General features: G+C 69.3%; 16 protein-coding genes and 1 tRNA gene. 8 read left to right on the top strand and 9 right to left on the bottom strand.

Annotated elements, in window-relative coordinates:
- Positions 1-54: 54 nt before the first annotated feature.
- Positions 55-2,910, bottom strand: a complete 2,856-nt coding sequence (locus B3D50_RS12845) for a M16 family metallopeptidase (RefSeq protein ID WP_286951705.1) — start codon at positions 2,908-2,910, stop codon at positions 55-57.
- A 107-nt stretch (positions 2,911-3,017) separates the two neighbouring features.
- Positions 3,018-3,893, bottom strand: a complete 876-nt coding sequence (locus tag B3D50_RS12840) for an isoaspartyl peptidase/L-asparaginase family protein (RefSeq protein WP_286951703.1) — start codon at positions 3,891-3,893, stop codon at positions 3,018-3,020.
- Between the two features lie 109 nt (positions 3,894-4,002).
- On the opposite strand from B3D50_RS12840, the gene B3D50_RS12835 reads away from it, so the two are divergent.
- Entirely contained in the window at positions 4,003-5,004 is a 1,002-nt protein-coding gene (locus B3D50_RS12835) for an NADPH:quinone oxidoreductase family protein (protein ID WP_286951702.1), read from the top strand.
- Between the two features lie 34 nt (positions 5,005-5,038).
- Here the strand turns inward: B3D50_RS12835 and B3D50_RS12830 are convergent, their stop codons facing one another.
- On the bottom strand, positions 5,039-5,446 hold the full coding sequence (locus tag B3D50_RS12830; protein WP_269296723.1) for a YkvA family protein: 408 nt from the start codon (positions 5,444-5,446) through the stop codon (positions 5,039-5,041).
- Between the two features lie 54 nt (positions 5,447-5,500).
- Between B3D50_RS12830 and B3D50_RS12825 the strand changes: the two genes are divergently transcribed.
- The 4 genes from B3D50_RS12825 (at position 5,501) to lpdA (ending at position 11,305) form a co-directional block, all read left to right on the top strand.
- Entirely contained in the window at positions 5,501-6,283 is a 783-nt protein-coding gene (locus tag B3D50_RS12825; protein WP_286951700.1) for an SDR family oxidoreductase, read from the top strand.
- Between the two features lie 270 nt (positions 6,284-6,553).
- Positions 6,554-6,628, top strand: a tRNA-Gly gene (locus B3D50_RS12820).
- 231 nt (positions 6,629-6,859) lie between these two features.
- Positions 6,860-9,706 carry a TonB-dependent receptor gene (locus B3D50_RS12815; protein WP_286951698.1) on the top strand — a complete coding sequence of 949 codons (2,847 nt, stop codon included), beginning with the start codon at positions 6,860-6,862 and terminating at the stop codon, positions 9,704-9,706.
- Between the two features lie 186 nt (positions 9,707-9,892).
- Positions 9,893-11,305 carry a dihydrolipoyl dehydrogenase gene (lpdA, locus tag B3D50_RS12810; protein WP_269296729.1) on the top strand — a complete coding sequence of 471 codons (1,413 nt, stop codon included), beginning with the start codon at positions 9,893-9,895 and terminating at the stop codon, positions 11,303-11,305.
- A 66-nt stretch (positions 11,306-11,371) separates the two neighbouring features.
- Here the strand turns inward: lpdA and B3D50_RS12805 are convergent, their stop codons facing one another.
- On the bottom strand, positions 11,372-11,512 hold the full coding sequence (locus tag B3D50_RS12805) for a hypothetical protein (protein ID WP_286951696.1): 141 nt from the start codon (positions 11,510-11,512) through the stop codon (positions 11,372-11,374).
- A 156-nt stretch (positions 11,513-11,668) separates the two neighbouring features.
- Here B3D50_RS12805 and B3D50_RS12800 point away from each other — a divergent pair, with 156 nt between their 5' ends.
- Positions 11,669-12,751, top strand: coding sequence for a DUF5694 domain-containing protein (locus B3D50_RS12800; protein WP_286951695.1), 1,083 nt, complete (start codon positions 11,669-11,671; stop codon positions 12,749-12,751).
- On the opposite strand, the gene B3D50_RS12795 is transcribed toward B3D50_RS12800, so the two are convergent.
- A complete protein-coding gene (locus B3D50_RS12795; RefSeq protein ID WP_286951693.1) occupies positions 12,726-13,292 on the bottom strand; it encodes a GNAT family N-acetyltransferase in 567 nt (188 codons plus the stop codon). The two genes, B3D50_RS12800 and B3D50_RS12795, sit on opposite strands and share 26 nt — an antisense overlap.
- A gap of 69 nt (positions 13,293-13,361) precedes the next feature.
- Here B3D50_RS12795 and B3D50_RS12790 point away from each other — a divergent pair, with 69 nt between their 5' ends.
- Positions 13,362-14,153: an SDR family oxidoreductase gene (locus B3D50_RS12790; RefSeq protein WP_286951691.1), complete on the top strand. Its 792-nt coding sequence runs from the start codon at positions 13,362-13,364 to the stop codon at positions 14,151-14,153.
- Positions 14,154-14,158: 5 nt separating this feature from the next.
- Here B3D50_RS12790 and B3D50_RS12785 read toward each other — a convergent pair whose 3' ends face one another.
- The 4 genes from B3D50_RS12785 to fsa all read right to left on the bottom strand — a co-directional run bounded on the left by B3D50_RS12785 (position 14,159) and on the right by fsa (position 17,571).
- Entirely contained in the window at positions 14,159-15,184 is a 1,026-nt protein-coding gene (locus B3D50_RS12785; protein WP_286951689.1) for a pepsin/retropepsin-like aspartic protease family protein, read from the bottom strand.
- A gap of 81 nt (positions 15,185-15,265) precedes the next feature.
- Positions 15,266-16,180: a tyrosine recombinase XerC gene (locus tag B3D50_RS12780; RefSeq protein WP_269296738.1), complete on the bottom strand. Its 915-nt coding sequence runs from the start codon at positions 16,178-16,180 to the stop codon at positions 15,266-15,268.
- A gap of 11 nt (positions 16,181-16,191) precedes the next feature.
- Complete coding sequence (locus tag B3D50_RS12775; protein WP_286951687.1) at positions 16,192-16,893, bottom strand: DUF484 family protein; 702 nt, start codon at positions 16,891-16,893, stop codon at positions 16,192-16,194.
- Positions 16,894-16,917: 24 nt separating this feature from the next.
- Entirely contained in the window at positions 16,918-17,571 is a 654-nt protein-coding gene (gene fsa / locus B3D50_RS12770) for a fructose-6-phosphate aldolase (protein WP_003166309.1), read from the bottom strand.
- A gap of 203 nt (positions 17,572-17,774) precedes the next feature.
- Here fsa and B3D50_RS12765 point away from each other — a divergent pair, with 203 nt between their 5' ends.
- On the top strand, positions 17,775-19,937 hold the full coding sequence (locus tag B3D50_RS12765; protein WP_286951684.1) for a primosomal protein N': 2,163 nt from the start codon (positions 17,775-17,777) through the stop codon (positions 19,935-19,937).
- Positions 19,938-20,034 lie beyond the last annotated feature (97 nt).

Genomic DNA, 20,034 nt, shown 5'->3' with positions numbered 1-20,034 from the left:
CGAGCGGCTGGAACGAGAAACGCCTCCCCATGCGATGGGGAGGCGTTCTGTCTTTTACTTCAGCGAGGCGCTGTCCAGGTTCAGATCGGTCAGCGGAATGACCTCGACGTTCGGATACTTGGCCCGCAGGCCGTCGATGAACTTCGAGGCGTCGCCGACCACGACCAGGCTGGCCCGGTCGGTCGGCAGATGTTCGGCGAAGGCGGCCTCGACCTGCTGCGGCGTGACCGCGCGGACGCGCCCGGCGTAGTCGGCCAGATCGCTCATCGGCAGGTCGTAGAGGGCCAGGTTGGCGACCAGGCCGCCCAGGCCGTCGACCGTCTCCAGCGAGCGGCCGAAAGCGCCGATCAGTGTGGCGCGGCGCGGCGCCAGTTCAGCCTCGGTCGCCGGGGCGTCGCCCAGCTTGCCGATCTCGGCCAGCATCAGCTCGACCACCTCGGTCGCCGACTCGTTCTTGGTCTGGGTCGAGGCGGTGAAGACGCCCGTGTCCGCCCGCGCGCCCAGCGACGATCCGGCGCCGTAGGACAGGCCTTTCTCGATGCGGATCTTCTGGTTCAGCCGCGAGGAATAGCCGCCGCCCAGCAGGGTGTTGCCGACCGTCAGCGGGAAGAAGTCGGCGTCGGTGCGGCTGACGCCGCGGATGGCGGCGACGACCGCCGCCTGACCGGCGCCCGGCTGGTCGATGACGACGACGCGCGGCGCCAGAGCCTGGCCCGCCTTGTCGACGGCCGCAGGGGCGGGACCGGCGTCGCGCCAGTCGCCGAAGGCCTCATCCGCCAGGGCGCGGGCTTCGGCCGGGGTTACGTCGCCCGAGAAGACCAGGGTCGCCTGCGACGGGCGGAAGCGGTCGGAGTGGAACACCGCCACGTCGTCGCGCGTCAGGGCGGGGATGCTGTTCACCGTCCCCGAGCCCGGCGCGCCGTAGGGAGCGTCGCCGTAGATCACGCGGCCCACCGACTGGGAGGCGATGGAGCCGGGCTGGCTCAACGCCACGCGCAGGCCGTCCAGGGTCTGGGACTGCTGACGCTCCAGTTCCTCGGCGGCGAAGGTCGGATTGCGCACCAGGTCGGCCATCAGGGTCAGGGTCCGGCCGAACACGTCCTTGGGCGCATTGGCGTAGACATTGGTGAAGTCGGCGCCCGCGCCTGCGCCGATGCTGGCGCCCAGCTGTTCTATAGCGGTGGCGATTTCCGGGGCCGATTTGGTCGTCGTGCCCTGGGTCAGCAGGGCGGCCGTCATGGAGGCGACGCCCGGCTTGCCCGCCGGATCATGGGCCGAGCCGGCGTTGAAGTTCAGCCGCGCCGAGACCAGGGGCAGGCCCTGCGTCGGGGCGACCAGGACACGCAACCCGTTGTCCAGACGGAAGTCGGCGATGGCCGGGGTGGCGGGCGACACTTCCGGCCCCGGCTGGGGCAGTCGGGCGCGCTCGGCTTCCGGCAGCAGAACGGCGACCGGACCGGCCGGGGCCAGGGACGCGACCGTGACGGGGGCGTCGACGTTCTTCTTCTGCTCGCTGGGCGCATTGGCGTCGTCGGCGGGCAGGTAGTTGATGGTGATCTGGCGCTGCGGCGTCAGATAGCGGCGGGCCACGCGCTGCACGTCGGCGGCGGTGACGGCCTGGATCTCGGCGATCTCGCGGTCGGCGGCGGTCGCGTCGCCGGTCATGATCAGCGCCATGCCCAGGGTGGTGGCGCGGTCGTCGATGCTTTCACGCCCGCGCAGGGCGTCGGCGACCAGCTCGTTCTTGGCCTCGGCCAGTTCGGCGGCGGTGACGGGTTCGTCGCGCAGGCGCGCGATCTCGGCCTCCAGCGCGGCCTTGCCGGTCTCGACCGTCTCGCCGCCCGCCATGATGGCGTAGGCGGTCAGATTGCCCGCCTGCTGGGCGAAGTCGGGGTTGGAGCCCGCCGAGGCGGCGATCTGCTTGTCATAGACCAGCGAGCGGTACAGGCGGCTGCTCTCGCCGGTCGACAGGATGCCGTCCAGCACCGTCAGGGCCGCGCGGTCGGCGTCCTTGTAGGCCACGGTGTTCCAGGCCAGGGCGACGGCGGGCAGGGGCACGTTCGGCGCATAGTAGGTGGCGGTGCGCGGGCCGGTCGGCTCGGGCTCTTTCACGTCGTTGGCGGGCATGGGCGTCGACGGACGCTTCAGCGGGGCGAAATATTCGTCGACCCAGCCGTCCAGCTGCGCCTGATCGAAATTGCCCGCCACGATCAGCATGGCGTTGTCCGGCCGGTAGTAGGTGGCGTGGAAGCGCCGCACGTCGTCCAGGGTCGCGGCGTCCAGCTCCTCGATCGAGCCGATGCCCGGACGGCGATAGGGGTGGTCCTGATAGATGGTCTCGGGCGTGAATAGGCCGAACAGGCGGCCGTAGGGGCTGGCCAGGATGCGCTGGCGGTATTCCTCTTTCACCACGTCGCGCTCGGAGGCGAAGTTCGCCTCGTCGACGACCAGCGAGCCCATGCGGTCGGCCTCGGCGAACAGGATACGCTGCAGGTGGTTGGCCGGGACGACCTCGTAATAGGCGGTCACGTCGTCGGCGGTGAAGGCGTTGTTGAAGCCGCCGACGTCCTCGGTCAGACGATCGAACGTCTCGGACGGCATGTTCTTCGTCGCCTTGAACAGCAGGTGCTCGAACAGGTGGGCGAAGCCCGAACGGCCCGCCGGATCGTCCTTCGACCCCACGCGATACCAGACCTGCACCGTGACGTTGGAGGTCGAGGCGTCGCGCGCCGTATAGACCTCCATGCCGTTGGCCAGCACCCGCTTGGCGAAGCCCAGCGGCGGCACCTCGACCCCGCCCTGGGCGGTCGACGCGACGGCGGGCGGCGCCTTGGCCCAGGCCGGGGCGGCGGCGGGCAGGCCGAGCAGCAGCGCCGAGGCGCAGGCGGTCAGGATCAGGCGATTCTTCATGAGGGGCGGCTTTCCAACGCCCGCGATCGAAGAAACGGGCGCCGAAAGCCTAGCAGGGCGAAGAGCCGCCGCGCACCTTACGGAGATGTAATGAAAGGGGCGGAGCTCTACCGCCCGAACACCTCGACGCCGACGCCGCCGTCGGTCGCCAGCCAGGCGCGCTTCATGCCCTGGCTGTTGTAGGGGGCGGCGATGTTCCCCTCGCGATCCAGGGCGATCAGGCCGCCGTCGCCGCCCAGGGCGCCGATGCGGTCGATGACGGCTTGCGACGCCTCGGCCAGAGACTGGCCGGCGGCGACGCCGAAGGCCGTGCGCACGGCGGCGGCGACGCGGATGAAATACTCGCCCTGGCCGGTGCAGGAGACGGCGGCGTGTTCGTCGGCCCAGGTGCCGGCGGCGGGGATGGGGGTGTCGCCGACGCGGCCCGGCATCTTGCCGAACACGCCCGCCGTCGAGGTGGCGGCGGCCAGGCGACCCTGGCTGTCCAGCACGCAGCAGCCGACGGTGCCGTGGCTCAGACCGCCGGGCGGATGGTTGTCCTCGCCCTTGCCGGCGCGGGTGTACCAGGCCTCGGGGTCCTCGACGCGCGCCAGACCCTGTTCGGCGGCGAAGCGGGCGGCGCCGTTCCCGGCCAGCATGACGTGGGGAGTGCGGTCCATCACCGCGCGGGCGGCGACGACCGGGTTGCGGAAGCCCTGCAGGGCGGCGACGGCCCCGGCCTTGCCCGAGGCGCCGTCCATGAGGCTGGCGTCCAGCTCATAGTCGCCCGCCAGATTGGGCGAGGCGCCGCGACCGGCGACATAGAGGCCGGAATCCTCCAGCAGGACGACCGCCTCGACCGCCACGTCCAGGGCCGAGGCCCCGGCGTCCAGCCGCGCCTTCATCGCCTCCACCACCTCGCGCATGTGCACGACCTCGGCGTCATAGTTGCGCTCGCGCCGGGCGCCGGCGCCGCCGTGAAGGATGAGGGCGGGTTTCGCCATGATCGTCTCCTCAGAACCCATTCGGCCTCTTTGCATCGGGCCGCAGGCTGATTAGCGTCGCCGGCGTGTCGGCGCCATGGCCGATGGGGGATAGCTGAAAAGAGTTCCTATGCGTGCAGTCCTGTCCAAGGCCCCCGGCGGCCCGGAATCGCTCGTCGTCGAGGAGGTCATGGACCCCACGCCCGGTCCGGGCGAGGTGGTGATCGAGGTCAAGGCCGTGGGCGTCAACTATCCTGACGCCCTGATCATCGCCGACAAATACCAGTTCAAGCCCGAGCGCCCCTTCGCGCCGGGGGCCGAGGTCGCGGGCGTGGTCGACGCCGTCGGCGAAGGCGTCAAGGGCGTGTTCCGGGGCGATCGGGTGGTCGCCGTGCCCGGCTGGGGCGGCATGGTCGAGCGGTTGAAGGTCAAGGCCGAGACGCTGATCCCCATTCCCGACGGCATGGACTATGAGACCGCCGCCGCCTTCATCATGACCTACGGCACCAGCTACTACGCTCTGAAGGACCGGGCGCAGCTGCAGCCGGGCGAGACCCTGCTGGTGCTGGGCGCGGCGGGGGGCGTCGGCGCCGCCGCCGTCGAGCTGGGCAAGGCGATGGGCGCGCGCGTGGTCGCCGCCGCCTCGACCAACGACAAGGTGGAGTTCGCGCTGGAGCTGGGCGCCGACAACGGCCTGATCTACCCCTCCGGCCCGATGGACAAGGCGGCCCAGAAGGCGCTGTCGGGCGAGTTCAAGCTGTCGACCGGCCGTGACGGCGCCGATGTGGTGTTCGACGGCGTCGGCGGCGACTACGCCGAGCCGGCCCTGCGCGCGATGGACTGGAACGGCCGCTATCTGGTGGTGGGCTTCCCGGCGGGGATCCCGTCCCTGCCGCTGAACCTGACGCTGCTGAAGTCGGTGTCGGTGGTCGGCGTCTTCTGGGGCGCCGCCGTCGCCCGCGATCCCAAGGCCCACGCCGCCAACATGGCCGAGCTGATGCAGCTCTACGCCGAGGGCAAGATCAAGCCGCGCGTCAGCCGCACCTTTCCGCTGGAGCGCGCCCACGAGGCCATCCAGGCCCTCAGCGACCGCACCGCCGTCGGCAAGATCGTCGTGAAGGTCGAGGATTGATCGGAGCATCCTTCTCCCGCAAGGGGAGAAGGATTTATTCTTCCTCGTCCTCCCGCAGCCGCTTCAACGCCTGCGCCGCCTGATCGTGGTGGCGGGGCTTGAGGTGGGCGCCCAGGGTCGCCAGCACCGCGGCGATCACGGCCGCGTCGTCGGTGAAGCCGATGCCGGCGAAGATGTCGGGAATGGCGTCCACCGGCATGACGAAATAGGCCAGCGCCCCCAGGATCAGCCCCTTGGCCGCCAGCGGCGTCTTGGGATCCTGGGTCGCATACCAGGCGGCCAGGGCCTGTCCGGCGAAGGGGATGCGGGCGGCGGTGCGCCGCATCTTGGGCCAGAAGCCCTTGCGCACGCGCATCTCGTTCACCTTCTGCACGGCGGGAACCAGGGCCTTTTCAGGATTGATGGCGTCATCAGGCGACACCCCGTTGGTCTTTGCGGTCATGGCCGCTAAATCCTCGCACGAGCACTCGGTTCAATCGAATATAGGACGACTTTCATGAAACTCGACGCTTCGATCGCAGCAGTGGTGACGGGCGGGGCTTCGGGCCTCGGCGAAGGCACGGCGCGCGCCCTGGCGGCCAAGGGCGTCAAGGTCGCCCTGTTCGACCTGAACGAGGAACGCGGCGAGGTCATCGCCCAGGAGATCGGCGGCGTCTTCTGCAAGGTGGACGTGACCTCGGACGAGAGCGTCAAGGCCGGGTTCGAAAAGGCCCGCGCCGCCCACGGCCAGGAGCGCCTGACCGTCAACTGCGCCGGGATCGCCACCGGCCAGAAGACCGTCAGCCGCAAGAAGGACACCGGCGAGATTCGCGCCCACGACATGGCCCAGTTCGAGCGCACCGTCTCGATCAACCTGTTCGGCACCTTCCGCGTCCTGTCGCAGTCGGCGGCGGGCATGGTCACGCTGGAGCCGATGGACGACGGCGAGCGCGGCCTGATCGTCAACACCGCCTCGGTCGCGGCCCAGGACGGCCAGATCGGCCAGGCGGCCTATTCGGCGTCCAAGGGCGGCGTCTACGCCATGACCCTGCCGGTCGCGCGCGACCTGATGAACGAGGGCGTGCGGGTCAACACCATCCTGCCGGGCATCATGTGGACGCCGATGATGGCGGGCATGGACCAGAAGGTGCAGGACGCCCTAGCCGCCATGATCCCCTTCCCCAAGCGCCTGGGCACGCCGGCCGACTACGCCGCCCTGGCCCTGCACCTGGCCGAGAACACCTACATCAACGGCGAGTGCATCCGTCTGGACGGGGCGATCCGTCTCGCGCCTCGCTAAGGCGAGGCGCGGCAAGGCCGCTAACGCTCGCCGCGCGGCGGCTCGCTGCTTGAGCGGGCGGGGCGCGTAGCGGCAGGCGGCGGCGCTTTGAAGCGGCCTCCGAGGCGTCCTTGCGGGCGTTTCGGGGGCCGTTTTCGTGTGAAGTTTCAGGGCTATTCGAAAAAAATCGACGGATTGGACGAAAATCGAAAAAGGGGCTTGCGCGATCCGAAGTCGGTCCGCTATACGCCCCTTCCTCGACGGGGAGCAGCACATCGCTCCCAACGGAGTGCGGGCGTAGCTCAGGGGTAGAGCATCACCTTGCCAAGGTGAGGGTCGGGCGTTCGAATCGCCTCGCCCGCTCCAGTCGAAAGGGAAAACGGGGTCCGGCCGCAAGGTCGGGCCCCGTTTCCTTTTGCGCGCAGCGCATCGCTTCCAGCGTCGATGAATGATCCGGGCCGGGACGAACTGTCGTCGTCTCGTGTTCCGCGCGCAGATTCCTTTTCGTGAAACCGTCGTTCTCTCGTCGTCGCGGCGCATTAGCCATGCCGCCGAACCGGGCCGCCAGAAGCGGCGCCGGCCTTCGGGGATATGGACATGAAGCTCGGACTTCTTCTCAGCGCGGCGAGCCTGCCGATGGTTTTCGCTGTCGCCGCCCAGGCGGCTGATGTGGCGGTTGACGCCGCTCCGGCCGTTGCGGCCGCCCCGGCGGGCGACGGCCTGATCGGCCGCGTCGTCAACGCCGACGGCTCGCCCCTGCCGGGCGCCGAGATCATTGACCGCGTCAGCGGCCGCCGCGCCGTCAGCGACAGCCAGGGCGAGTTCAACCTGGGCGGCGTCTCGGGCCAGGTCACGCTGGAGGCGCGCTACATCGGCCTGCCGACCGCGACCCAGACGGTCGCCGCCGCGCCGGGCCGCCTGACCTCGGTCACCGTCATGATGGGCTCGGGCGATGCGGTCGCCGTGGCCGACGTCATCGTCAACGGCGTCATCACCGAAGGCGTGGCCCGCTCGCTGAACCAGCAGAAGAACGCCGACGGCGTGATCAACGTCCTGTCGGCCGACGCCATCGGCCGCTATCCCGACCCGAACGTGGCGGAATCGCTGCAGCGCGTGCCGGGCATCGCCATCCAGCGCGACCAAGGCGAGGGCCGCTACATCAACGTGCGTGGCGCGCCGTCGGCCTTCACCGCCGTGTCGGTGGACGGGGTGACGGTTCCGGCCGTCGATCCGGGCACGCGCGCGGTCGACCTGGACACCCTGCCCAGCGACATCGTCTCCAACATCGAGATCTCCAAGACCCTGCTGCCGAGCCAGGACGCCGACTCCATCGCCGGCGCGGTCAACATCAAGACCCGCTCGCCCTTCGACCAGCGCCGCCTGGCCGTCAGCGGCTATGCCGGCGGCAGCTACAACGACTACGGCGGCGAGGACATCCGCGCGGGTGCCACGGCGTCGAACGTCTTCGGCGCGGACCAGACCTTCGGCGGCCTGCTGTCCTACTCCTACTCCAGGACCAACCGCCGCCCCGACAACGTCGAGTCCGGCTGGACCAAGATCAAGCTCAAGGGCGGCGGCGAAGTATTCGCCCTCGAGGAAAGCCTGTTCAAGGACTATGACACCGAGCGCACGCGCCAGTCGATCAACGGCTCGCTGGAGTTCCGCCCGTCGGACGCCTATCGCGCCTGGGTCCGCGGCTCGTTCGCCCAGTTCGAGGACGACGAGTACCGCAACCAGCTGCTGCTGACCTATGACGAAGGAAAGCTTCAGGCCGGCGCCACGGACCGCAAGGCGACCTTCAATGACGTGACGGTCGAGCGCCAGCTGCGTCACCGCACCCAGAAGAACGAGATCCTGACCCTGACGACCGGGGCCGAGCGCATCTTCGGCAACGGCGCCGTGTGGGACGCCAGTCTGTCCTGGGCCAGCAGCGAGCAGACCTACCCGAACCGCAACGAGCTGCTGTTCGAACTGAACAGCGCTCCGACCGTCAGCTACGACTTCACGGGCAGCCACTACGAGCCGACCTATTCGATCTTCGCCGATGGCGATCATCTGGATCAGTCGAACTATAAATACGCCCAGACGGACTTCCGCTCCTCCACCACGACCCAGGAGGAATACGCCTTCCAGACCAATTTCGAGCTGCCCTCGATCATCGGCGGTCGCGAGGTGACGTGGAAGTTCGGCGGCAAGTTCCGCTCGCGCGACGTGTCGGCCGACGAAGAGCGCAGCCGTATCAAGCAGGCGCCGACACAGACCTACGCCGACCTGATGACGGGCTCGGAGTCGCGCAACTACGGCTATCTGCTGGGCCACAAGTTCAATAACGGTCTGGCCAATGGCTACTTCGGCCAGGTGCGGCCGCAGGCCAAGCGCCGGATGCCCGATTCCGTGCTGGCTGACTATGAAGCGCAGGAAGACATCCTGGCGGCCTATGGCCAGGCCCGTTTCGATATCGGCGCCACCAACATCATCGCCGGTCTGCGCGTCGAACAGACCAAGTTCGACGGCTCCGCAGCGACCTACAGCCTGGAGAACGCCGAGGACGAGAACGGCGAGGAGATCGAAACCGAGTTCTACGGCACGGCGAACGTCAGCCGCGACGACACGGAGTTCTTCCCCAGCCTGACCGTCCGCCACGCCTTTTCGGACAACCTGATCGGCCGCTTCGCCCTGACGCGTTCGATTTCCCGGCCGGAGTACACCGACATCGTGCCGCGCCGAGAGGAAGAGACCGAGGGCACGGAGAAAAAGTATGCGATCGGCAATCCGAGCCTGGAAGCGACCCTGTCGAACAACCTCGACTTCGGGCTGGAATACTACTTTGCCTCGCTCGGCGTGGTCTCGGCCAACGCCTTCTACAAGGATCTGACGGACTATCGTTACACCCTGAACTACAAGGACAAGGTGACGATCGACGGGACCGAGTTCGACGCCGAGTTCGAAACCCCCATCAACGCCCCCAACGGCCACCTGATGGGCCTGGAGCTGAACTGGCAGCAGAAGTTCAGCTTCCTGCCCGGCTGGGCCTCGGGCTTCGGCGTCTTCGCAAACTACACCTGGACCGACGCCGAGATCGAAACGGCCCAGGCCTATGGCGGCCGCAACAAGTTCGCCCTGCCGGGCCAGTCGGACAGCAACTACAACCTGGCCCTCTTCTACGAGATGGCCGGCTTCAGCGCCCGCCTCAGCTACACCAAGCGCAGCGACTATCTGGAAGAGATCAACGCCGACGATGCGGACATGGACCTGTTCGTCGAGGGCCGCGAACAGCTGGACTTCACCGCCTCCTACGACTTCGGCAACGGGGTCGAGGTGTTCGGCGAGGCCAAGAACCTGACCGACTCGGCGGGCGTCCGCTACTACGGCTCGCGCGAGCGGACCTATGAGTATGAGAAGTTCGGCTACAACGTCTTCATGGGCGTGCGCTTCAAATACTAATCGGCTCTGACGGGCTGAAAACGGAAGGCCGGGCGGCGACGCCCGGCCTTTTGCTTTTGTCGGCATGGCCCCCGTTGGGATCACGGCCTATATGAACTGTGGCGGTTGACCCCGCCGGGGTCGGCGCTAGTGTCCGCGCCGCTTCATTTTCAGCGCCTGCCCGGCGCCCGAACCTCAGAGGACCATATGGCCGACGCCGCTTCCCAGACCTACGACGTGGTGATCATCGGGGGCGGGCCGGGCGGCTACAACGCCGCCATCCGCGCCGGACAACTGGGGCTGAAGACCGCCCTGATCGAAAAGCGCGCGACCCTGGGCGGCACCTGTCTGAACGTCGGCTGCATGCCGTCGAAGGCCCTGCTGCACGCCTCGGAACTGTATGAAGCCGCCAACATCGAATTCGCCGGCATCGGCATCGAAGTGAAGCCCAAGCTGAACCTGGCCCAGATGCACAAGGCCAAGGACGACAGCGTCGAGGCCCTGACCAAGGGCATCGAATTCCTGATGAAGAAGAACAAGGTCGACGTGGTGAAGGGCTTCGGCCGCATCGTCGGGGCCGGCAAGGTCGAGGTCGAAGCCGAGGGCGGCGCCAAGACCACGCTCGAGACCAAGAACATCGTCATCGCCACCGGCTCCGAGCCGACCCCGCTGCCGGGCGTCGCCTTCGAGGACGGCAAGGTCATCGACTCGACCGGCGCCCTGTTCCTGCCCAAGGTGCCCAAGCATCTGATCGTCATCGGCGCGGGCGTCATCGGCCTCGAGCTCGGCTCGGTCTGGCGCCGTCTGGGCGCCCAGGTCACGGTCGTGGAGTTCCTCGACAAGGTCGGCGCGGGCATGGACGGCGAAGTCGCCACCGCCTTCCAGCGCGGCCTGACCAAGCAGGGCATGACCTTCCGCATGGGCACGAAGGTCACCGGCGCCAAGACCTCCAAGGACGGCGTCGAGCTGACCCTCGAACCCGCCAAGGGCGGCGAGGCCGAAACCCTGAAGGGCGACGTGGTTCTGGTCGCCATCGGTCGCCGTCCCTACACCGCCGGTCTGGGGCTGGAGACGGTCGGCGTCACGCCGGATCAGCGCGGCTTCATCGCCAACGATCACTTCAAGACCTCGGCGCCGGGCGTCTGGGTCATCGGCGATGTGACGCACGGCCCGATGCTGGCCCACAAGGCCGAGGAAGACGCCGTGGCCGTGATCGAGCTGATCGCGGGCAAGCCGGGCCACGTCGACTACGACCTGGTGCCGTCGGTCATCTACACCGGCCCGGAAGTGGCCTGGGTCGGCAAGACCGAAGAGGCGCTGAAGGCCGCGGGCGTTTCCTACAAGAAAGGAAAGTTCCCCTTCGCCGCCAACAGCCGCGCCAAGATCAACCACGAGACCGAGGGCTTCGTGAAGGTTCTGGCCGACGCCGCGACGGACAAGGTGCTGGGCGTCCACATCTATGGCCCGCAGGCGGGCGAACTGATCGGCGAGGCCTGCATGACCATGGCCTTCGGCGGCGCCTCGGAAGACGTGGCCCGCACCTGCCACCCGCACCCGACCCGCTCGGAAGCCTTCCGTCAGGCGGCCATGGGCGTCGAAGGCTGGACGATGCAGGCGTAAGCCTTCGGCTTTCCGGCTGAAAACAAAACGGCGCGTTCCGCACGGAGCGCGCCGTTTTCATTTGCTTCAGGCGAACCAGCCGTGGCTGCTGCAAACGACATTGTGGATCATCGCGCCGAAATCGATCAGCACGTTCACTGAGGCTGTGATCCCCAACGCTGCGACAGCGCCCAGGCCTATGCGGATGAGGTCAGGTTTTCTGGCCATCGGCGGAGCCTCTTCGAGTTCAGGCGGTACGATAGTCCGGGTTGATCAAGACGCGCAACGCGGCGCCGTGTTCCGGCCTATTGCCGAATCTTAACTTGTCGGGGCGCGGCCTCGCCCGCAGCTTCACCACGATTTCGTAGGAGCGAGGGTGAGACGATGCGTGTGGGAATCTGGCTGGCGGCGGCGTGGGTGGCGATCGGTTCGGCCGCTTCGGCGCAGGAGTATCGCCCCTCGTTTCACCCGGACCAGCTGAAGGGGCCGCCGGCGGGCGCTCTCAATGAGGTGCTGGTGCTGGGTTCGCCTCACCTGTCGGGCCTGCCGGACAGCTTCCGGTCCGAGCAGCTGGAGCCCTTGCTGGAGCGGCTGGAAGCCTGGCGTCCGACCGCTGTCGCCATCGAAAACCTGTCCGGTCTGCAGTGCGACGCCATGCGGCGCTATCCTTCGCGCTACGCCGAGTCGGTCGAGACCTACTGCTACGATCCGAGCGCCGAGGGGCGGGCTCTTGGTCTGGACGTGCCGGCGGCCAACGCCGAGGTCGAACGCCTGCTGGCTGCTTGGCCCGAGGCTCCGACGGCGGCCGAGCGGCGACGGCTGGCGGCCCTCTTGCTCGCCGCAGGAGAGCCGACCTCGGCCCTGGTGCAGTGGCTGCGCCTGCCCGAGGGCGAGCGCAAGGCTCAGGACGGCCTGACGGCGGACATGGCGGCCAAGCTGAACCGGCGCATGACACGCAGGAACGAGTCCGATCTGCTGGCGGCCGTTCTGGCCGCGCGGCTCGGCCTTGAGCGCCTGTGGGCGGTGGATGATCACACGGCGGACTCGGCGTCTCGTCCCGACGAGGAAGAGGCTCAGGGCAAGGCGATCATGGCGGCCTGGGACAATCCCTATGTCCACGCGCGCAAGGCCATGGATCAGCCCCTGTTCGAGAACCTGGCCCAGGCCGGTGGCCTGCTGAACATCTACCGGGCCTACAATATGCCGGAGACGCAGATGCTGGCCTATCGCTCCGACTTCGGCGCGACCCATGTGGAGCCGTCGCCCGAGGCGTTCGGGCGACGCTACCTGGGCTATTGGGAGACCCGCAACCTGCGCATGGTCGCCAATATCCGCGACGTGCTGGGGCGCTATCCGGGCACGCGGATGCTGACCGTCGTCGGCGCCTCGCACAAAGGCTACTACGAGGCCTATCTGAACCAGATGCACGACGTGCGGCTGGTCAGTTCCGACGCGGTTCTGCGTTAGCGGCCCATTCCGCGGCCAGCACGGCGTAGATGAACTCGTCGCCCCAGACGCCGTTGAAACGGTCATTCTGGATCAGGTGCGCCTCACGCCGGAAGCGCAGCCGCTCGACCAGGCCGATGGAGCCTTGGTTGTCCGTGTCGAGGCGGGCGTAGAGGCGATGCAGGCCGAGGCTGGAGAAGGAGACCCCGACCAGGGCGCGCACCGCCTCGGCGGCGTAGCCCTGGCCGGCGAAGGCCGGGTTGAAGATGTAGCCGATCTCGGCCTGCAGGGCCGCCTTGCTGGCCAGCCTAAGGAAAAGCTCGCCCAGCAGGACTCCATCCGCGCGTCGCGTCACCGCCAGCCGCGAGACGTCGCCGTCCTCGGTGAAGGCGTTCGCCGTTTGCAGGGTTCTGCGCGCCTCTTCGGCGTTCGGCGGCGCGGCGTAGAGGTAGCGATAGACCTCGGGCAGGGCGTGGTAGGCGTAATAGGCGTCAAAATCGTCCGGGCGGAAGGCGCGCAGCGACAGGCGTTCGGTTTCGATGGGCAGGGCGGGAAGCGACATGGCGGCCTTGTCTGGACGAGAGGGCCACGTACATGTGGAGCCTTGGGTGTTTCGCAACAGGAGCCTTGCATGGATCTTCAACTCACCGGCAAGCGCGCCCTGGTCTGCGGCGGCTCCAGCGGCCTGGGGCGGGCGGTGGCGACGGCGCTTGTGGCCGAGGGCGCGCACGTGGCCCTGCTGTCGCGCGATGCGGCAAAGCTTCAGGTCGTGGCCGACGAACTGAACGCCATGGGGCCGGGCAAGGCGGTCATCGCCCCGGCCGATCTGGCCGATCACGAGGCCCTGCTGAAGGCGGTGGACGTCGCTGAGGCCGGGCTGGGCGGGCCGATCCAGATTCTGCTGAACAACACGGGCGGGCCGCCACCCTCGGGCGTGGCGGGGTTGGACCCGGCGCTGTGGCGCGAGCAATTCGACGCCATGGTGCTGTCGGTCTTCCGCCTGACCGACCGGGTCATGCCGGGGATGCGGTCAATGGGCTGGGGCCGGGTGCTGAACGTCGCCTCGACCAGCGTGGTCGAGCCGATCGGGACGCTGGGGGTGTCCAACACCTTGCGCGCCTCGGTGGCGGCCTGGGCCAAGACCCTGGCGGGCGAGGTGGCGGCCAATGGGGTGACGGTCAACACCCTGCTGCCGGGCCGGATCGACACCCCGCGCATCGAGCGGCTGGACGCCGCGCGCGCCGCAGCGACGGGCGTCGAACCCGCCGAGGCCCGTGCGGAATCGGTCAAGTCCATCCCCGCCGGACGCATCGGCGCGACCGAGGAATTCGGCGCCGTCGCCGCCTTTCTGGCCAGTCCGCTGGCGGGCTATGTCACCGGCTCCCTGATCCGCGTCGACGGCGGGGCGGTTCGGGCGATCTGATAGGCCTAGGACCGAGGCGCGGCCTGCGGCGTCGGACGACGGACCAGGCCGCCGAGGGCGATGCGGCCGCGGCCATAGTCCAGCGTCACCTGGCTGAACCGGGTCAGGACGTCGGCGCCCAGCAACAGGGCGGGGCGGTCGATCAGGTTCAGGATGCGAAAGGCGTGCAGATCGCCGAACAACAGAGGCGTCGGCCCCAAATCGCGCCGCGCCAGGCGCAGATCAGCCAGTTCGCCGGACCGCACCAGCAAGGACTGGCCGATTACGCCATAGACGCGCACCAAGGGACGCTCGACCCGGCCCAGGCGCGAATCCAGCGCCCGCATCAGGGCGCGGTTGCCGATCGAGTATTGGGCGCCGCTGTCGATGAAGGCGACGGCCGGGACGCCGTCGGCGGCGACCTGGGTCAGGATCAACTGGCTGAAACGCCCCGAGCGGACATCGGTGATGTCCAGACCCACGCGGCTGGCGCGTCCGCCGAAGGACAGGCCGCGCCGCACGACGTCGGCGCCCGAGGCCGCGATCATGACCCGGCGTCGCCGCAGGTCTAGGGTCAGCCGGAAGCGCGACAACACGTCCAGCCCCAGAAGACCGTCGGCTCCCAGCAGCCCATAGGGAAAGACCGGCAGGACCAGGTCGGCGAACCGTCGCTCGGAAAAGGCCAGATGGGGCAGGCGCACGGTCGGCGTCATCTGGGCGGTGGTGATGCCGTGCACCAGGACGGGCGGGCCGGGTGGAAGGTCCAGCGCCTGCGCCAGCCGGTCGGAGATCGCGCTGCGCTCTGCGCCCGTGTCGATGACGAACAGCGCGTTGCGCCCGTCCAGATCGACCTCGACGCCGATGCGCGTCAGCAGGTTCGCCAGCAGGCGCGCCTCGGCGTCGGGCGGAGGAGCGGAGGGCGTCTGGCCCGCCGCATCCTGCGCCCAGGCCGGGGCGGCCAGAACAAGCCCGGTCTGGGCCAGCAGGCTCAGGGCCATGCGGCGGCTGGGGGCGAGGCGATCGGTCTCGGAAACGAGAATCGGCCTGTGCACGCGCGTGAACTCCCGTTCCGCGATCCCCAGGCCGGAATTCTGGCGCCTTTTCGAGGTGCTGGAAAGTCCGTTTGCGGAGGGTCAGCCGCGCGGATGGGCCTGGGCGTAGGCGGCCAGCAGGCGGGCGGCGTCGACCTGGGTGTACTTCTGCGTCGTCGACAGGCTGGCGTGGCCCAGCAGTTCCTGGATCGAGCGCAGGTCGGCGCCGGCGCCCAGCAGGTGGGTGGCGAAGCTGTGGCGCAGGGCGTGGGGCGTGGCCGAAGCGGGAAGGCCGAGACGCCCGCGCAGCCGTTGCACCGTCGCCTGCACATGGCGAGCGCTCAGGGGGCCGCCGCGTCGTGCGCGGAACAGGGCCTGATCGGCGTCGATGACGAAGGGCTGCAGCGCCAGATAGGCCTGCGTCGCCTCGCGCACCTGCGGCAGGACGGGGACCATCCGCGTCTTGTCGCCCTTGCCGGTGATGCGAAGGCTGTCGGTCAGGGGCGCGTCGGATCGCTTCAGCGACAGGGCCTCGGAAATCCGCAGGCCGCAGCCGTAGAGCAGGGTCAGGACAGCGCGGTCGCGGGCGGCCTCCCACGGCTCCATGTCGGGATCGGCCTCGGGCTCGTGCAGCAGGCCCTTGGCCTGATCCTCGCTGACCGGGCGGGGCAGGGAGGGCTTGACCTTGGGGCCCCGCACAAGAGCCAGTTGGGGCGTCGCTACGCCGAGGCGCCGGTCAAGAAAGGCGTGAAAGCCCCGGATGGCGGCCAGGGTCTGGCTGAGCGAGCGGGCGTTCAGCGGGCGATCGCCGCTGCGGCGTTCGGCCAGATGGGCGCGCGCCTCGGCCGCCGTGACGGACCCCAGGTCGGCCGCGCTTTGGGGGCCGCCGCGATGGCGCTCCAGAAAGGCCAGATACAGCCGGCCGATGTGGCCATAGGCCTCCAGCGTGCGCGGCGACAGGCGGCGCTCATGGGCCAGATGCTCCAGCCAGGCGGCCAGAGCGTCCTGCGAAGTCATGGAGGGGGCGCTCAGGCGTCCAGCGGCCATCGCTCGGCCATGCGTTCGACCACGCGGGCGACGAAGGCCACCAGTTCGCACCCCATGGCGGGGGTGAAGCCGTCTTCCTCGCCCGAGCCGAAGGCGCACAGGGCGGCGCGGGGCGCGGCGGCGCCCGGCAGGCGCAGGTTCATCCGCACCAGGGCGACCGAGGCGACCTCGCCCTCGGCCGGGCCGAACAGGCTGAGGCCGGTGAAGTTGGGGCCGAGCCAGTGCAGGCCGTCTTCGCCCAGCAGGGCGTCGACGCGGCCCGGCTCCAGCGCCTTCCAGCCGAAGGGGACGGCGCCCGGCTTCTCGATCGCCACGGCGGCGCCCGCCAGGCCGAAACGCCCCTGCGTCACGGCGTCGAGGCAGCGCGCCAGTTCGGCATGAGTCTGGGCCTCCATCAGGTCCAGGGCGGCGACGTGGGTCTGGGTCTGGGCGGCGAAGTTGGCGCGGGCGATCTCTTCGATCAGCTTGCGCGCCCCGGCTTCGCGCTGGGCGACGGCCTCCAGCCGCGCCAGGGCGGCGCGGCCGAAGTCGACGACGTTGCGGCCGGTGGCGGCCAGGCCCAGCTCTTCCAGCAGGGCGCGGTCGTCCAGCAGATGTTCGGCGTGATCGCCCAGCCAGGCGCGCACCTGCGGCCAGTGCAGGCCCGCCGTCGGGTCGGTGGAGAGGTCCAGGGAAGTGCTCAAGCGGACCTCTCGTCGGGTCAGAAACTATAGAATCGACTGACCGGTCTTGCCCCAGTCCGCCAGGAAGGCATCCAAACCCTTGTCGGTTAACGGGTGCTTTACTAGGGCCTTGAAAACGTCGGCCGGAATGGTCGAGGCGTCGGCGCCGGCCAGGGCGGCGGCGGTGACATGGTCCGCATTGCGCACCGAGGCGGCCAGGATTTCCGTGCTGAAGTCGTGGATATCGTAAAGGGTGCGGATGTCCTCCAGCAGGCCCACGCCGTCGGCGCCGACATCGTCCAGACGACCGACGAAGGGCGAGATGAAGGTCGCGCCCGCCTTGGCCGCCAGCATGGCCTGGGCCGCCGAGAAGCACAGGGTGACGTTGGTCTTGATGCCCTTGTCGGCGAAGGCGCGGGTGGCGCGCAGGCCGTCCCAGGTCAGAGGCAGCTTGACCACGACGTTGGGGGCGATGGAGGCCAGCTTGTCGCCTTCCTTGACCATGGTCTCGAAGTCGGTCGCCACGGCCTCGGCCGAGATCGGCCCCTCGACCAGGGCGCAGATTTCGGCGATGACCTCGGCGATGTTGCGACCCGACTTGGCGATCAGGCTAGGATTGGTGGTGACGCCGTCCACCATCCCGGTGGGCAGCAAGTCCTTGATGACGGCGACGTCGGCGGTGTCGAGAAAGAGTTTCATGAGACCAGTTTTAGCGCCGAGTTGTGACGGAAGCGACCGTCTTTCGCGGCCCGGGAAGTTTCAGACTCCGTGATCGAAAAAACAGAGTCCAATTCGTCTGAATCGTCTGAAATCGCTTCGCCGGGCGTGGCGAAGGGCGGCGATCATGGCAGGGCGCGACGTCGGTATCGGACGTCGGCGTTGCGGGCGTGCGAGGGCGCGCTGTGAAGGTCGCCTCCGTCCTCATTCCCCTGCCGGTGCCGGAAGCCTTCGACTATGCGGTTCCCGAGGCGCTGTCGGTCGAGCGCGGCGATCAGGTCGCCGTGCCGCTGGGCCCGCGCCTGATCCGGGGCGTGGTGGCCGACGTGTTCGAGACGACCGGCTCCAATCGCAAGCTGAAGGCGGTTGAGCAGGTGCTGGACGATCCGCGTCTGCCGGAGCGAACGCTGGACTTCGTCGAATGGGCGGCGCGCTGGACCCTCAGCCCGCCCGGCGAGATGGCGGCGACGGCGCTGAAGGGGCTGCGCGCGCCCCGGCCCCGGCCCGAGCGGCGGGTGCGGCGCATCGAGGGGCGCAGTCCCGCCCGACCCACGGCGACGCGCACGGCGGTGCTGGAGGCGCTGGGCGCGCGATCCATGCCCGGCCCCGATCTGGCGCGGGCGGCGGGCGTCTCGTCCGGCGTGGTCAAGGGGCTGGTCGATGAAGGCGTGCTGGAGGCGTTCGAGGTCGAGGCCGTCGCCGCCTTCGATGCGCCCAACCCCGACCATGCGCCCGCGACCCTGAACCCCGATCAGGCGGCGTCTGCGGCCGCCATCGCCGAGGCTGTGACGGCGGGCGGCTTCGCCCCCTTCCTGCTGGACGGGGTGACGGGCTCGGGCAAGACGGAGGCCTATCTGGAGGCGGCGGCGCGGGTGTTGCGGGCCGATCCGACGGCGCAGGTGCTGATCCTGCTGCCCGAGATCGCCCTGACCCAGGCGGTGATCGAGCGCATCACCGCCCGCTTCGGCGTCGCCCCGGCCGAATGGCATTCCGGCGTCGCCCCGCCGCGCCGTCGACAGGCGTGGGAGGCGGTGGTCGCCGGGCGCTGCAACATCGTGGTCGGCGCGCGCTCGGCCCTGTTCCTGCCCTACGCCAACCTGCGCCTGATCGTGGTGGACGAGGAGCACGACGGCTCCTTCAAGCAGGAGGAGGGGCTCGTCTATCACGGCCGCGACCTGGCCGTGGCGCGGGCGCGGATCGAGGGGGCGGCGGTGGTGCTGGCCTCGGCCACTCCGTCGCTGGAGACGCTGTGGAACGCGCATCAGGGGCGGTATCGCTGGCTGAAGCTGGCGGCGCGGCACGGGGCGGCGGTGCTGCCCGAGATCGGGCTGATCGACCTGCGCGAATGCCCGCCCGATCCGCAGACCTGGCTGTCGCAGCCGTTGCGCGAAGCCATCGGCGAGACGCTGGCGCGGGGCGAACAGAGCCTGCTGTTCCTCAACCGACGCGGCTATGCGCCGGTGGTGCTGTGCCGGTCGTGCGGGCACCGGCTGACGGCGCCGGACACGGATTCCTGGCTGGTCGAGCATCGCTACACCGGGCGGCTGGTCTGCCACCTGACCGGCTTCTCCATGCCCAAGCCCAAGGCCTGCCCATCATGCGGGGCCGAGGATTCGCTGGTGCCGGTCGGGCCGGGCGTCGAGCGGGTCGAGGAGGAGGTGCGCCAGCTCTTCCCTCAGGCGCGCACCGCCGTCTTCAGCTCAGACACCGTCCCGGACGGCAAATCGGCCCGCGCCCTGATCCAATCCATGGCCGACGGCGAGATCGACATCCTGGTCGCCACCCAGGCTGCGGCGAAAGGCCACAACTTCCCGCGCCTGACGCTGGTCGGGGTGGTGGACGCGGACTTAGGGCTTCGCGGCGGCGACCTGCGCGCGGCCGAGCGCACCTATCAGCTGCTGGCCCAGGCCACGGGCCGGGCGGGGCGAGCGGACAAGCCGGGCCGCGCCCTGCTGCAGACCTGGACGCCCGAGCATCCGGTGCTGCAGGCGCTGGCGGGGGGCGACCGCGACGCCTTCGTCGAGGCGGAGATGGCTGAGCGCGAGGCGGCGTCCCTGCCGCCGCACGGCCGTCTGGCGGCGCTGATCCTGTCCAGCGAGAACGCCATGGCGGTCGAGAAGGTCGCCCGCGATCTGGCCGAGGCCATCCCCAACGCCGAGCGGCTGGAGGTCTATGGCCCCGCCGATGCGCCGCTGGCCCTGGTGCGCGGGCGGCGGAGGAAGCGGCTGCTGGTGCGGGCCGACCGCGACGTGAACCTGCAGGCCTTCCTGCGCGCCTGGCTGGCGCGGGTGAAGGTTCCGGCCTCGGTGCGGCTGACGGTGGACGTGGATCCTTATAGTTTCCTGTAAGGCGCTATCGCTCGCCGCGCGGCGGCTCGCTGCTTGAGCGCGTTCTTTGCACCCGCTCACCCCGGCGGACGCCGGGGCCCAGTGAGAGCCTCAGACG

Source organism: Brevundimonas sp. UBA7507, assembly GCF_002478355.1.
GTDB lineage: Bacteria > Pseudomonadota > Alphaproteobacteria > Caulobacterales > Caulobacteraceae > Brevundimonas > Brevundimonas diminuta_D.
The sequence above is the reverse complement of the archived record's forward strand: the minus strand, read 5'-3'. Positions and strand labels throughout refer to the sequence as shown.